Raw genomic sequence first — 14247 nt, 5'->3', positions numbered from 1 at the left:
TTACTTGTAGACGATCGGCTCGGCCGGCGGCACATAGGCCTCCGCGCAACCGCCGAAGGAATAGCGCAGACCGGCGCGGGCTTCATGCAGATAGATGCCCTCGTCGCGACCTGGACCGCTATTGGCGTTATAGCCGAACATATCGCCGGCGAGGACATGGCGGAAACGGTAGCCGACATCGGCCTTCAGGTTGCAGGTCAGATCGATCGCTGTACCGGCCATCAGGCCGTAGGTGAAGCGCCACTTGCTGCGGCCGTCATGTTCGAAGCTCGGATCGCAATTGCCCGGGTTGCCGGTTTCGCAGCTGGTATTGCGCAGCTTGTCCCACCTGACCTGCGTACCGCCGATGCCGGCGCCGACGTAGGGCGTGAATGAGCCATAGGTGCCGATATCGACATAGGCGTTGGCCATCAGGCTCCAGGCTGCGATTGCCGAAACATCGCGCGAGGTGCAGGACACGGCAACACCGCAGCTGCCGGACGTCGAGCCATCGAAATCGGCCTTGCCGAGATAGTCGAGCGTGAGGTCGGTGCGCAGATAATGGTTGATCTGGTAACCGACACCGACGCCTGCGGTCCAGCTGTCATCGAGATCGGCATCGTCGAAATCGCGAACAAAGCGGCCGGGACCCTGGTAGAAATTGGCGCCGCGAAGCTTGGTGAAGGCATAACCGACATCACCGCGCAGATACCATCCGCTGGCTTCCGCCAGCTGTACCGGCTCGGAAACGGGCTGCTCGATCGGCGGCTCATAAAAATCCGCGGCGAAGGTTGCGGTGCTGCCGAGCATAGCTGCAACAACGCCAATCAAAATAGTCTTCATGGCCACACTCCAATACTTCTTGCTGCCTGGTCAGCCGAAAGACCGGCTTCCAACAAATTGTGTTGATGTTGATCATGAATAGGAAAGGTTAAGGTCTGATTAACTACAAAAATTTACCGTAACTGTTAAGAAATTGCATGCTGCAGAAAGCAACATCATCGGCTTTTTAAACAACGCACAAAAAAGACCGGGCAAAACCCGGTCTCTTCAAGTCTTATTAGAGAAGTGCGCTCAGGCGACGTCGCGCGCGCCGCCGATGACGCTGACCAGTTCATCGACAATGCGCTCGACCTGCGCCCGGTCGTCGCCCTCGGCCATGACGCGGATCAGCGGTTCGGTGCCGGACGGACGGATCAGCAGGCGGCCGTTTTTGGCCAGTTCGGATTCCGCATCGGCAATGGCCTTGCGAACGGTGGCGTTTTCAAGCGGCATGCCGGCCGATACCCGGACATTCTTCAAGACCTGCGGCACGGGATCGAAGCGGTTGCAGACCTCGCTGACCGTCTTGCCCTGGCGCTTGACGCAGGCAAGGATCTGAAGCGCAGCAACCAGACCGTCACCGGTCGTGCCGAAATCGGAAAGCACCAGATGACCGGACTGCTCGCCGCCGACATTGAAGCCGTGCTGGCGCATGTGTTCGACCACATACCGGTCACCAACCTTGGTGCGATGCAGATCCAGCCCACGGCCGTTAAGATAACGCTCGAGCCCGAGATTGGACATGACGGTCGCAACGATACCGTTGCCCTTGAGCACGCCGTCGTCGGCCCAGCTATTGGCGATCACCGCCATCAGCTGATCGCCATCGATCACAGTGCCGTTTTCATCGACGATCAGCACCCGGTCGGCATCGCCATCCAGCGCAATGCCAATATCGGCCCGGACCTCATGCACCTTGCGCGACAAGGCTGCTGGATGTGTGGAGCCACAGTCGAGATTGATATTCATGCCGTTCGGCTCGTTGCCGATGGTCACGACATCGGCGCCCAGTTCCCAAAGAGCGAGAGGGGCGACCTTGTAGGCGGCACCATTGGCGCAGTCGATGGCAACCCGCAAGCCCTGCAGCGTCACATCGCGCGGCAAGGTGCGCTTGGCGTGTTCGATATAGCGGTAGATGTCGCCCTCGACGCGCTTGGCCCGGCCGATTTCCTGCGACTTGGCAAGCTGTGCCGTCATATCCTTGTCGAGCAGGTCTTCGATCTGCCCCTCGATCTCGTCGGAGAGTTTGTAGCCATCCGGGCCGAACAGCTTGATGCCATTGTCCTCGAACGGATTGTGCGAAGCCGAGATCATCACGCCGACATCGGCGCGCAGCGACCGCGTCAGCATCGCAACGCCGGGGGTCGGGATCGGTCCGAGCAGGAAGACATCGAGCCCGGCCGCAGTAAAGCCGGCCACCATCGCGTTTTCCAGCATATAACCGGACAGGCGCGTGTCCTTGCCGATCACCACCCGGTGACGATGGGCGCCATTGCGGAAAATGGTGCCGACGGCGATACCGACCCGCATGGCGAGATCAGGCGTCATCGGAAAGACATTGGACTGCCCGCGGATGCCATCCGTGCCGAAATATCTGCGCTTCATAAGAACTCCAATTTTCATCAGGGGTGCCGGCGCCCACCCAGAGCGCGCTTCCGGCGACATCGCCTTTGATTTAACCTCAAGCCCAAAAGGTCATTGCAACAAAACCGTCGCCGGGGGCCTCGCAAGAGACCGCTTTCCCACAGCGCCCAGGTTTTCAGTTATGCCTGCAGTTGCGCCAGAATCCGACGCATCCTTTTGGGCGACCTTGCTACGTCATGCCATAAATCTTCTGCGGCAGCATCCCGTTCTATCATCAGAATTCATTACAGCGCGTTACCAACACGGAGCCATCAGGGACAAAGAAAAACCGCCGCGCATGACGGCGCGGCGGTCCAATTTCGTTTTTTGGCTAGGTGCCGATTATTGCGGCTGCGGTTCGAACCCGCCTTCGGCCTCGTCACCCTTGCCAACAGAACCGTCTTTTTTGGTTCCGGCAGACGGGACGGCCGAGCCGCGATGCGGTGTCGAATCGTCGCCGAGATCACGCGCCGGCTTTTCGCCGCGGATCAACGCCTTGATCTCGTCGCCGGTCAGCGTTTCATATTCGAGCAGGCCTTCAGCGATCGCAACGAACTCGCTGTGCATGTCGGTAATGATGCGCTTGGCTTCGAGATAGGCTTCGTCGATCAGGCGGCGGATCTCGTTGTCGATCTTCTGGGACGTTGCCTCGGACACGTTCTTCGACTGCGACACGGAATGGCCAAGGAAGACTTCCTGCTGGTTTTCGCCATAGGCAACCTGGCCGAGCTGATCGGAAAAGCCCCACTGCGTCACCATCGCCCGGGCAAGCTTGGTTGCCTGCTCGATATCGGAGGACGCGCCGGACGTGATGTTTTCCTTGCCGAAGGTGATTTCCTCGGCAACGCGGCCGCCCATCATGATGGCTAGGCGCGATACCATCCACTTGTAGCTCATCGAATAGCGGTCGCCTTCGGGAAGCTGCATGACCATGCCGAGCGCACGGCCGCGCGGAATGATCGTCGCCTTGTGCAGCGGATCGGCCACCGGAACCTTCAGCGCCATGATCGCATGGCCGGCCTCGTGATAGGCGGTCAGCTTCTTCTCAGCCTCGGTCATGGCGGACGAGCGGCGCTCCGCGCCCATCATGATCTTGTCCTTGGCGTCCTCGAATTCCTGCATGGTGACGACGCGCTTGTTGCGGCGCGCGGCCATCAGGGCGCTTTCGTTGACCAGGTTCATCAGGTCGGCACCGGAGAAACCGGGGGTACCACGGGCCAGAACCTTGAGATCGACATTCGGGGCCAGCGGAACGTTGCGAACGTGCACCTTGAGGATGCGTTCGCGGCCGTTGATATCCGGGTTCGGCACCACGACCTGGCGGTCGAAACGGCCCGGACGCAGAAGGGCCGGGTCGAGAACGTCGGGACGGTTGGTCGCAGCGATCAGGATGATGCCTTCATTGGCCTCAAAGCCGTCCATCTCGACCAGCAACTGGTTGAGCGTCTGCTCGCGTTCGTCGTTACCGCCGCCAAGACCGGCGCCACGATGGCGGCCGACGGCGTCGATCTCGTCGATGAAGATGATGCAAGGGGCATTCTTCTTGGCCTGCTCGAACATGTCGCGGACACGGCTTGCGCCGACGCCGACGAACATTTCAACGAAGTCCGAACCGGAAATCGTGAAGAACGGCACGTTGGCTTCGCCGGCAACCGAGCGGGCAAGCAGGGTCTTACCGGTGCCGGGAGGGCCGACGAGCAGCACGCCGCGCGGGATACGGCCACCAAGGCGCTGGAACTTCTGCGGGTCGCGCAGGAATTCAACGATTTCTTCCAGATCCTGCTTGGCCTCATCTACGCCTGCAACGTCGTCAAACGTCACGCGGCCGTGCGCTTCGGTCAAAAGCTTGGCCTTGGACTTGCCGAAACCCATCGCACCGCGCGAACCACCCTGCATCTGGCGCATGAAGAACAGCCAGACACCGAGGATGAGGAGCATCGGCAGCAAGGTGCCGACATAGCTGAGGAAGCCGGAAGAGCCGTCGGTTTCGGGGCGAACCGTCACGGTGACATTCTTGGCTTCCATGCGCTCGGTCAAAGCCGTATCGATCGCAGGCGCATAGGTCTGGAAGGTGGCGCCGCTCTCGGCATAGGAGCCGATGACCTTGTTGCCGGTGATCACCACTTCCTTGACGCGACTTCCGTCAACATCTTTCAGGAACTGGGAAAAGGGCACATCCTTCGAACCCGTCCGCTCGGTCGGCTGCTGGAACATGCTGAACAGCGCGATCAAAAGCAGGGCAATGATTGCCCACAATGCAAAATTTCTGAAATTAGGGTTCATCGAACTCCCCGGAACCTCTGTCGCAACCCGCAATGATTTGTGGCTGCATTCTTGCGCCTAACATAGGGTTGCGTAACCGCCTTGCCAAGGCAAACTCAAGACGAACCTGACTTTTCCGTCAAAACCCCAACTTTTCCGTCAAACATCATGAACGGGAGGAGCAGGATAGCCATCACGGCCAAAGAGGGCGGCGATACTATTGGCCATCATCAGGTCGAAACACGGCAAAAAGGTGTCGTAGAGGCCGAGATGGGCTTGCACCAAGGGCGTTGGCGGCACTACGGCCTGCACATCGGTGAGATCGGCGAACGCCGCAACCGCACCGAAGCTGATCGCGGATTTGACGGCGCGCTTGGTCACCGGTTCGGGCAGGCCTGCGGCAATCAGTCTCGCGCACAACGCACCCGTTTCGCCGCCAGCATGGACGGCAACCCGGTCGCGACCGGTATTTTCGACGAAAAAGCGGCCATCCCACAGCGCGCGTTCGCCGGGGTGAAGCTCGAGATGCGGCAGCCCCCTTGCCTCGCGATAGAGATAGAGCCCCGATTTGCGATTATCGAACACCACCCGCCCCGCCGTCATCCGTCCGCCCCCAGGCGATTTCAAAAAGGCAGCCAGCCGCCCAGCCGTTTCCCGGCCGGGAAGATGCGCACGGCCACCGACCACGGACGCGAGCGACAGAAGCGCACGCGCGCAGTCTGGGTCGTCCATCCTGGCCGAGAGTGCCGGATCTACGCGTGCCACCAGCCCTTCGAACCCTTGGACATGCCGGGACAACAGCTTCGCCGCACGCTCGCTTGAGGCAAGCCGGGCTCGACCGGCCGCAAGGATATCCGCAGGCGACGAGCCGCTCCCGGCTAAGGCATGGCGCATGCGCACACGCTCGAACTGCCGGTTGTCGTTGCTCGGGTCATCGAACCACCCCTCGCCTTTCGCGGTCAGAAAGGCGCGGATCTCCGTCCGGTGCAGATCAAGAAAAGGCCGCAAAACCCAGGCCCGGCGTTCGACAAGAACGCTGGCCGCCATTCCGGCGAGACCAGGCGCGCCGGGCTCCGACCGTGTCTGCCGCATGGCAATCGTTTCGACCTGATCGTCGGCGGTGTGGGCTGTGACGATGCAAATCGCGCCAATCTCCTGCGCGGCATCGGCAAGCAAGCAATAGCGCGCTGCCCGCGCTGCCGCCTGAATACCGGTCACAGGCTTGTCGCCGTGCCAGCGGCGAACGCTGTGCGCGATCCCTCTTTGCGCGCAAAATGCTGCCACCGCGTTTGCTTCCGCAGCGGATTCGGGCCGCAGCGCATGATCGACAGTGCAGGCCGACAGGGAAAAGGCGGAGAAGCCACCGAGCGTGATTGCTTCATGCAACGCAAGCAGCAGGCCTTTTGAATCGCTGCCGCCGGAAACGGCAGCGAGGATCATGCCGGGGGTCTTGAAGCTGGAGAGAAATTGTTGTGCCGCCTTAAAAGCGGCGTGCGGCGCGGCGCGGTCCGCCTCAGCAGGCAAGACGGCCCTGTTCCCTGGTCACCTTGGCCTTCACGGCCTGTGACGCTTTCGGGTAGCGTTTGTTGACCTCGCGCAGCGTGGCGCAGGCTGTGTCCTTGTTGTCGAGGGCCGCCAGCGACATGCCGAGCTTCAAGAGCATCTCCGGAGCCTTGGGCGATTTGCTGTAGGCTTGGTGCGCATTCAGGAATGTCTTGGCGGAATCGTTGAACTTGCCTTGGGAATATTGTGCTTCGCCCATCCAGAAGCTCGCATCCGCGGCTTTTTCGCCCTTCGGGAACGCTTCGAGATAGCTGCGGAATTCGTTTTCGGCCTGGCTGTAATCGCCGGTCAGCACATGGCCATAGGCCGACTGATAGAGATCGCCGGGATTGTCGAGTGCTGCCGTCTGCTGCTGGGTGTCCGGCGTCTGGTTGAGCCCCTGATCCGTGCCGGGAAGCGAGGATTCAAGGCTCGACGTATCCTGGTTTGCCGCAACGGGATTGCCGTTTTCGTCAAAGATGATCTGGCCAAGCGTCGCCGACGGCGCGCCCGCATTGCCACCGGCAACGGTACCCGATCCCAAACCTGTGTTGGGATCGGTTGCTGTTGCCTGATCGGTGGCTGCCGGCGCAGTCGCGGCAGCCTGATCGGTGGTGCGTGGTGTTTCCAGCTGGCTCTTCTTGGTGGAGCCCGACTTGCCGCCTTCCAGTTCCTGGAAACGAAATTCGTTATCCTCCTGGAATTTGCGGATCTGCTCCTGCATCTGCAGAAGCTGGTAACTCATCTCTTCGATACGCCCGTTGAGCGAGCGGATCTGTTCCTCGAGCTGCCCGATGCGTCCAACCTCACTCGACTGGACCTTGAGCAGCGGCGCGTTCCCCGGCAACTGGGTTTCGCCGTGAATTGCGCGGTTAAACAGCGCGGAAAGCGGCATGGCGGTGACTGTCTGTCCAAAGCCCGCAAAGGCAGTCAGGCCGATCAATCCCGCCACGACAAAATGTTTCATGTCATGTGTCCTGTTTATCTATCCACTCTCACCCGAACCGGTTCAAATCGGTCGATGGATGATTTCCGCACAGTTTTCCAATTGGCCTCAAAAAGCAACGGAGTTCGGTCAAAGTGTGACAAAAAAGAAAGAGCAGCCCGAATGTCCAAGCTTTCTGCCGCGCGTCGATTGAAACCACCACGCTGACGAAAGTCCTCTTGCCAAATCCAAAAACTGAATTCAATATGCAACCAGTTTCATTTCGCAATCTGGAGGCAGGATATGGCAGTTTTGACGATCAGGCGCGGCGAGGTGGAGATTGCCACCGAAGCATTCGGCCATCCCACCGACCCCGCCCTGCTTTTGATCATGGGGGCGATGGCCTCGATGCTGTGGTGGCCGGAGGAGTTCTGCGAGCAACTTGCCGCACGCGGACATTTCGTCATCCGCTATGATAATCGCGATACGGGCCTGTCCACGACCTATCCGCTTGGAGAGCCCGGTTATACGCTTTCAGACATGGCGCAGGATGCCGTTGCAATTCTCGACGGTTACAGGATCAAAACCGCAGATATCATCGGCATGTCGATGGGCGGCTTCATCGCGCAACGCGTTGCACTGTCCTATCCCGCCCGCGTCCGGACGCTCACAATCATAAGTTCGAGCCCGCTTGGCATTGACGGCTTGCCAGGTTTCACCGATGCGTATAGCGCACACGCGGCCACGGCCGAGACGCTTGACTGGACCGACCGCGAAAGCGTCACCGGTTTCATGATGCGCGATGTCCGCATGATAGCAAGCACCGCCCATCCGCATGACGAAGCGGCAGCACTTCAGCTGATCGAGCACGACATGGACCGGGCCCCTTCGTTTGTTAACGCGACCAACCACTTCCTGGTGGAAGGCGGCGACGATGAAAAGCAACTGGCCGCAGCAGACCTGCATGTTCCCCTCCTCGTCATTCATGGAACCTCGGACCCGATCTTTCCGCTCGCCCATGGCGAGGCTTTGGCAAACGCCGTCGCGGGCGCGAAACTGGAGCGGATCGAGGGTGGCGGGCACGAGCTACACAGGAACGACTGGCCGCAGATCATCGGCGCCATCGCGGCGCATGGCGCAGCCGCATAACGAAAAAAGGGCCGCGTGAAAAACACGCGGCCCTTTGCAATTGAGATCGTCCGGCTGTCGGCAATTACATGCCGGCGCCACCGAGAACCGTGACGGCGCGGCGGTTCTGCGACCAGCAGGAAATGTCGTCGCAGACAGCGACCGGCTTTTCCTTGCCGTAGGAGATCGTGCGGATCTTCGAGGCCGAGATACCACGCGAGGAGAGATATTCCTTGGTCGAAGCCGCACGGCGTGCGCCGAGCGCCAGGTTGTATTCGCGGGTGCCGCGTTCGTCGGCATGACCTTCGACCGTGATGGCGTAGTTCGGGTACTTGGCTAGCCACTGAGCCTGGCGATCGAGCGTTGCCTGGGCATCTGCACGGATCGAGGTGGAGTCCGTATCGAAGAAGATGCGGTCGCCGACATTGACGGTGAAGTCCTGGGCCGAGCCCGGGGTCGCTGCGGAGTTGGCACCAAGGCCAAGATCGCCGGCGCTGTTCATCGGCTTCTTGGCGCAGGCGGCGAGAGCCAGGCTGGCAAAGAGAGCGATCATGATCGGGTTGCGGGCGAGGGATTGCATGCGGCCTGCGGCCTGGGCGTGAATGCGGCTCATGGGCCGGTCTCCTTGGATGGTCGGAATTCAGGGTTGCCAGACTGTAACCGGAAGCGGTTAATCCCATTTCAACGAATATGGTTAACAGTTTGTCAAAATAGGCTTGTGGGCTTGCTAGATCAGTCCTTTGCGGCGAGAAAGCGGCAAATTTGCCATATTCCCCGCCGCACCGTCACAATGCATTGAGAAGGCTATTCCAGAAGCGGCGACCAGGCCGGGTCGGAGGCGAAGCCCTTGGTCTGAACCAGCTGCTCGTTATAGCCGGTCAGATCGATCGAATAGAGCTGCGGGCCACCGGCACCGGCATTCTGGCGGAAGAACATCAGGACGCGGCCATTCGGGGCCCAGGTCGGACCTTCATTGTGGAAGCCGGTCGTCAGGATGCGTTCGCCCGAACCATCCGGCTTCATCACGCCGATCGAGAACTTGCCGCCCGACTGCTTGGTGAAAGCGATCAGATCCCCACGTGGCGACCACACTGGCGTGGAATAGGAGCCGTCGCCAAACGAGATGCGGTTCTGTCCGCCGCCACCGGCGCTCATGACATAAAGCTGCTGACGGCCGCCCCGGTCGCTTTCGAACACGATCTGGCTGCCATCCGGCGAATAGGACGGCGAGGTATCGATCGCTGCCGTCGAGGTCAGCCGCGTCGTGGTGCGCGAGCGCAGGTCCATCGTGTAAATGTTGGCGTTGCCGTCCTGCTGCAGGCTCATGATGACCCGCTGGCCATCCGGCGAGAAGCGCGGCGCAAAGGTCATGCCGGGGAAATTGCCGACCACTTCGCGCTGTCCGGTTTCAAGCTGCAGCAGATAGACGCGCGGCTCGTTGCCTTCAAACGACATGTAGGTGATTTCCTGCTTGTTCGGCGAAAAACGCGGCGTCAGCACGATGTCATTGGAATTGGTGATGCCGCGCGCATTTGCGCCATCCTGGTCCATAATGGCCAGCTGCCGCTTGCGTGCCGTCTTCGGACCGCTTTCGGCGACATAGACGATACGTGTATCGAAATAGCCCTTTTCACCGGTGATCTGCTCATAGATCGCATCGGCGATGATATGAGCGACACGGCGCCAGTTTTCCGGCTGGGTGAAGAACTGCTGGCCTGCCATCTGCTGGCCGGCAAAGCTGTCCCACAGGCGGAACTCGGCCTTCAGGCGGCCATCACCTTCCTGGGTGACGCGGCCGGTGACCAGAGCCTGCGCGTTGATCACCTTCCAGTCCTCAAAACGCGGAGCCGCATCCGGATTGGTGATCTTTTCGATGAAGGCCGTCTTGGCGATCGGCGCAAACAGGCCGGAGCGCTTCAGGTCGGCGGCCACCACGTCGGAAATCTTCTGGCCCAGTTCACCCTGCAGAAAGTCAGTGACGGCGATTGGCAAAGGCTCGACATTGCCCTTGTTGATATTGATTTCCACGCGCGCATGAGCGGGTGCGACCACAAGGGTGACCATCGTCGCCAGCGCGATTAGAAAACGGAAGGGGTTGCGTTTCAACATTGTAACGGAGCCTTTCAGCCATTCATTCGTGTGATGTTCTAAAGCATGGCGCTAGGATCGAAATTAACGACCACTTCGCTCCAGGAATCGTATTTGTCGGCAGGCAGGTTATCGAACGGCGCAGACTTCATGATCGCCCGCCGCACGCTGCCCTCGAAGGTGCGCCGCGCCGCATCCGTGCCGCCGGATGCAACCACTTCAGGCCGCCCGACGATGCCGCCATTCTTGTCGAGCTGCATCGTCACCGTGATCGTCAGACCTTCGGCGCCGGAAATACCTGCAACGACGGACCAGTTGTTTTCGATCCGGCCCCGCAGCGCGTCCATTTCGCTGGCGGACAGCGTATTGCCGGTGGTTTTCGTGGTGCCGAGCGAAGCCGTTTCGGTAGAGCGTTTCTTGCCGCCGCCGGACGAATCCTGCTTGTTGAGAAGCGCTGCCACCTGATCGGCGTCGAAGTCCGACTTCATGGCCGTCGATGTCTTCTTCTTTTCGGTCTTGTTTTCTTCGTTCTTGCGATCGGGCGTCTTGGCCGTCTGCGCCGGCTGTTCCACCTTCGGCTTGGTCATCGGCGTCGGAACCTTATCCGGCAGCGCTTCCGCATCCGGATTTTCCGCAGGCTTTTCCTCAGCGGGCGTCTCGGCCGGCTTAGGGTCCGGCTGAACCTCCTGCTTTGGCTCCGGCAAGGCGGCCACTTCGGTCGCAGGCTCGGATGCCGGCTTTTCTTCCGTCACCTCCGGCGTGTCTTCCTTCACCGGTTCCGGTGTCGGCAGCGGCTTTTCCTCAGCCTTGATCGCGCCGGTCGATTCCTTCTCGATCGGCTTGGATTCCGGTTTGGGCGGTGTTTTCAGATCGACGCTGTTATCGCCGACATTTTCACCATCGTTGATTTCGGCCGGCTTTTTCGTCGGAATGGGAGAAGGCTTTTCGGATTTCGGAGCCGTTTTGTCTCCCATCTGCAGCTGGGTCAGCTCTTCGACAGACACCATATCGACCGGAATGGACTCCATGCTGGAGACCTCGAACGATTTGGGGCTGCCAAGCGACACCAGCGCCCAGGTCAGAACCAGGCCATGCAGCACAGCGGATGTGATGAGACTGCTCTTCATCGTTAGCGCTCTACTGGCCCTTCTGCGGCTGGGTGACGAGACCGATATTCTTGAAACCGGCTTCCTGGATACGCGCCATCACGTCGGCGATCACGCCGTAAGGTGCGGTCGCATCGCCACGCACGAAGATGCGCTCGCTATAGCCCGTCGTGGCAATCGCCTCGAGCTTGGCCGCGACCTCTTCGACGGGGATCGGCGTTTCCTGCAGGAAGACCTGGCCGTCGGTCTTCACCGAAATCGTGATCGGCTGGGTTTCGGCATTCAGGGCCTTTGCCTGCGTTTCCGGCAGGTCGATCGGCACGCCGACCGTCATCATCGGGGCGGCAACCATGAAGATGATCAGGAGAACCAGCATGACGTCGACGAACGGCGTCACGTTGATCTCGCTCATGACGCCCTTGCCGCCGCGGCCACTCCGGCCGCCACGGCGTCGGCCGCCACCCTTCGATCCACCTGCTGCTGACATACCCATGGTCTATCTCCGTCTTCGTGCCGCTCAGGCTTTTGACACTGCGGCCGTCACTGCGCCGCTTGACGCGGCTGCAGCTTTTCATCGATCTGGCGCGAAAGAATGGCCGAGAATTCGTCGGCGAACCCTTCCATGCGAGCGGTCAGCTTGCCGGCATCGGCGGAGAATTTGTTGTAGGCGATAACCGCCGGGATAGCGGCAAGAAGTCCGATTGCGGTGGCCAAAAGCGCCTCGGCAATACCGGGAGCCACGACCGCAAGGTTGGTCGATTTAGAACCCGCGATCGCCTGAAACGACGTCATGATACCGACAACGGTCCCGAACAGGCCGACGAACGGGCCGGCCGAACCAATTGTAGCGAGCGACCCAAGCCGCGATTCCAGCGCTTCTGCCTCACGCGACAGCGTCACGTCCATGGCGCGGTCGATACGCATCTGCAGGCCGATCGGCGAGCGGGCGCCGCGCTCGAAGGACTTCTTCCATTCGCGCATGGCCGAGACGAAGATCGCTCCCATGCCCGAGGTCGTGCGGTCGGACAATGTCCGGTAAAGCTCTTCCAGCGACTGACCGGACCAGAACACCTGTTCAAAGGCATCCAGCTGGCGGCGCACCTTGCCGAATTTCAGCGACTTGTCGACAACGATCGCCCAGGTCCAGATCGAGGCGCCAATCAGTCCCAGCATGACGAGCTTCACCACGAAGCCCGCCTCCATGAATAGCGACCACAGCGTTACGTCTGTCGTTGCCGCAGCCAATCCAACCTGTTCCATAGTCTCAAATCCCCGAATCCAAACGCCCGGCAAGAGCAGTCTCATGCTCACAGCCAGGGTGCTCAAACGTCATTGTTGCAAAATTGACCCGGCAGCCGCCGATAACCAGCGTCATGCCGATCTTTAAGCTTCCTGTCTGCCTTCTTGCGTTCAATCTTGGTGAAAGGATGACGTGCACTGCACAAAACCCTAATATCGGCATTAAGACATCATTATGGTTAAGAGAGTCTTACTATACTGCACTGCGGTGACATCTTGGCGAAGACTTGGCTCCGGGGCACGCGCAGCCGGAACATTCCCTACCCTGCCGCGTTAGATGGCCATGAGCACCATCACGCCCAAAAAACCGTCCAAGCGCTCCCCGCCGGCGCATTTCGATCATCGCGATCGTCTCATCCTTGCGCTGTATGCGCAGCTAAAGGCGGAGCGCGAGACGCGCGAGGCTTTGGAATGGGCGATCGAGAACAGTGCGATCTCGCCGGAAGTCTTGCAGGCCATGGTCTCCGACCCCGTTCCGGTGATTACCAGCGAAGATGTAGCAGCCCTTGAACGCCTTTTGGCGCGCGACACGGATGCAAAGAATATTCCGCACTGAACAGAGTACGGACTGACCCGTCTAAGTGAAAAGGTGGACACATGGTATCGCGTGCATTGTGGAAAGGGCAGCTTCGCCTTTCCCTGGTTTCCATCCCCGTCGAAGTCTTCAGCGCCACCAAGACCGGCGCACGCTTCGCCTTCCGCCAAATCCATGAGCCCTCTGGCAAGCCTGTTCACTATGACAAAGTGGTCGATGGCATCGGACCGGTCGACACCGACGAGATCGTCAAGGGCTATGAATATGAGAGCGGCAAATATGTGCTGCTTGAACCCGAGGAAATCGATGCTGTCAAACTCGAGACCAAGAAGACGCTAGAACTCGTACAGTTCGTCGATGCCTCCGAAATTTCACCGATCTACTATGACAAGCCCTATTACGTCGTTCCCTCCGACGATCTGGCCGAGGACGCCTATCGGGTGGTGCGCGATGCGCTGCGTAAATCCGGCAAGGTGGGGCTTGGACAGCTGACGCTGCGCGGGCGCGAATATATCGCCGCCATCAAGCCCTGCGGCGACGGCCTTCTCCTGGAGACGCTGCACTATGCCGACGAACTGCGCAAGGCCGATCCGATGTTTCACGGCCTGTCCGGCAAGACCTCCGACGACGACCTGCTTGAGGTCGCAACCGCATTGATCAACAAGAAGACGGCTCCCTTCGATGCCACGACCTTCAAGGACAACTATTCGACCGCGCTGAAGGATCTTGTTCAACGGAAGCTCAAGGGCAAGAAGGCGAAGATCGAGGTCGATGACGAGGAAGACACCGGCAAACGCGGCGATAACGTCGTCGATCTGATGTCGGCATTGAAGAAGAGCCTTGAGGGCGGCGGCGAGAAGGCTTCGGGCACCAAGGCCGCACCCAAGAAAGCGCCCTCTAAGAAAGCCGCTACCCCTAAGAAAAAATCCGCCTGAGGC

13 protein-coding genes are annotated in these 14247 nt (G+C 60.0%); 3 read left to right on the top strand and 10 right to left on the bottom strand.

Translation table 11 applies throughout. The features are described 5' to 3' along the window. From ASD32_RS18215 to ybgF, 5 genes are all read right to left on the bottom strand, one after another. Positions 1-822 (bottom strand): outer membrane protein, encoded by an 822-nt coding sequence (locus ASD32_RS18215; RefSeq protein WP_060639428.1) that lies wholly within the window; start codon positions 820-822, stop codon positions 1-3. 231 nt (positions 823-1053) lie between these two features. Beyond that, positions 1054-2406, bottom strand: coding sequence for a phosphoglucosamine mutase (gene glmM / locus ASD32_RS18210; protein ID WP_060639427.1), 1353 nt, complete (start codon positions 2404-2406; stop codon positions 1054-1056). A 360-nt stretch (positions 2407-2766) separates the two neighbouring features. Continuing rightward, a complete protein-coding gene (gene ftsH, locus ASD32_RS18205; RefSeq protein ID WP_060639426.1) occupies positions 2767-4707 on the bottom strand; it encodes an ATP-dependent zinc metalloprotease FtsH in 1941 nt (646 codons plus the stop codon). A 138-nt stretch (positions 4708-4845) separates the two neighbouring features. After that, positions 4846-6126 (bottom strand): tRNA lysidine(34) synthetase TilS, encoded by a 1281-nt coding sequence (gene tilS, locus ASD32_RS18200; protein ID WP_060639587.1) that lies wholly within the window; start codon positions 6124-6126, stop codon positions 4846-4848. Positions 6127-6199: 73 nt separating this feature from the next. Next, complete coding sequence (gene ybgF, locus ASD32_RS18195) at positions 6200-7195, bottom strand: tol-pal system protein YbgF (RefSeq protein WP_060639425.1); 996 nt, start codon at positions 7193-7195, stop codon at positions 6200-6202. 261 nt (positions 7196-7456) lie between these two features. Between ybgF and ASD32_RS18190 the strand changes: the two genes are divergently transcribed. Continuing rightward, entirely contained in the window at positions 7457-8302 is an 846-nt protein-coding gene (locus tag ASD32_RS18190; protein ID WP_060639424.1) for an alpha/beta hydrolase, read from the top strand. Between the two features lie 64 nt (positions 8303-8366). On the opposite strand, the gene pal is transcribed toward ASD32_RS18190, so the two are convergent. The 5 genes from pal to tolQ all read right to left on the bottom strand — a co-directional run bounded on the left by pal (position 8367) and on the right by tolQ (position 12735). Further along, positions 8367-8894, bottom strand: coding sequence for a peptidoglycan-associated lipoprotein Pal (gene pal / locus ASD32_RS18185; RefSeq protein ID WP_060639423.1), 528 nt, complete (start codon positions 8892-8894; stop codon positions 8367-8369). Positions 8895-9085: 191 nt separating this feature from the next. After that, entirely contained in the window at positions 9086-10390 is a 1305-nt protein-coding gene (gene tolB, locus ASD32_RS18180) for a Tol-Pal system beta propeller repeat protein TolB (protein ID WP_060639422.1), read from the bottom strand. A 38-nt stretch (positions 10391-10428) separates the two neighbouring features. Beyond that, entirely contained in the window at positions 10429-11496 is a 1068-nt protein-coding gene (locus tag ASD32_RS18175; RefSeq protein ID WP_060639421.1) for a cell envelope integrity protein TolA, read from the bottom strand. A 10-nt stretch (positions 11497-11506) separates the two neighbouring features. Then, on the bottom strand, positions 11507-11968 hold the full coding sequence (gene tolR, locus ASD32_RS18170; protein ID WP_060639420.1) for a protein TolR: 462 nt from the start codon (positions 11966-11968) through the stop codon (positions 11507-11509). A 47-nt stretch (positions 11969-12015) separates the two neighbouring features. Beyond that, positions 12016-12735, bottom strand: a complete 720-nt coding sequence (gene tolQ / locus ASD32_RS18165; RefSeq protein ID WP_060639419.1) for a protein TolQ — start codon at positions 12733-12735, stop codon at positions 12016-12018. Between the two features lie 322 nt (positions 12736-13057). Between tolQ and ASD32_RS18160 the strand changes: the two genes are divergently transcribed. Together ASD32_RS18160 and ASD32_RS18155 are read left to right on the top strand one after the other, a co-directional pair. Next, on the top strand, positions 13058-13330 hold the full coding sequence (locus ASD32_RS18160; protein WP_060639586.1) for a hypothetical protein: 273 nt from the start codon (positions 13058-13060) through the stop codon (positions 13328-13330). Between the two features lie 41 nt (positions 13331-13371). Continuing rightward, entirely contained in the window at positions 13372-14244 is an 873-nt protein-coding gene (locus ASD32_RS18155; protein ID WP_060639418.1) for a Ku protein, read from the top strand. Positions 14245-14247 lie beyond the last annotated feature (3 nt).

Source organism: Rhizobium sp. Root483D2, assembly GCF_001426685.1.
GTDB classification, from domain to species: Bacteria; Pseudomonadota; Alphaproteobacteria; order Rhizobiales; family Rhizobiaceae; genus Pararhizobium; species Pararhizobium qamdonense.
This window is presented reverse-complemented; position numbering and strand designations above follow the sequence as displayed.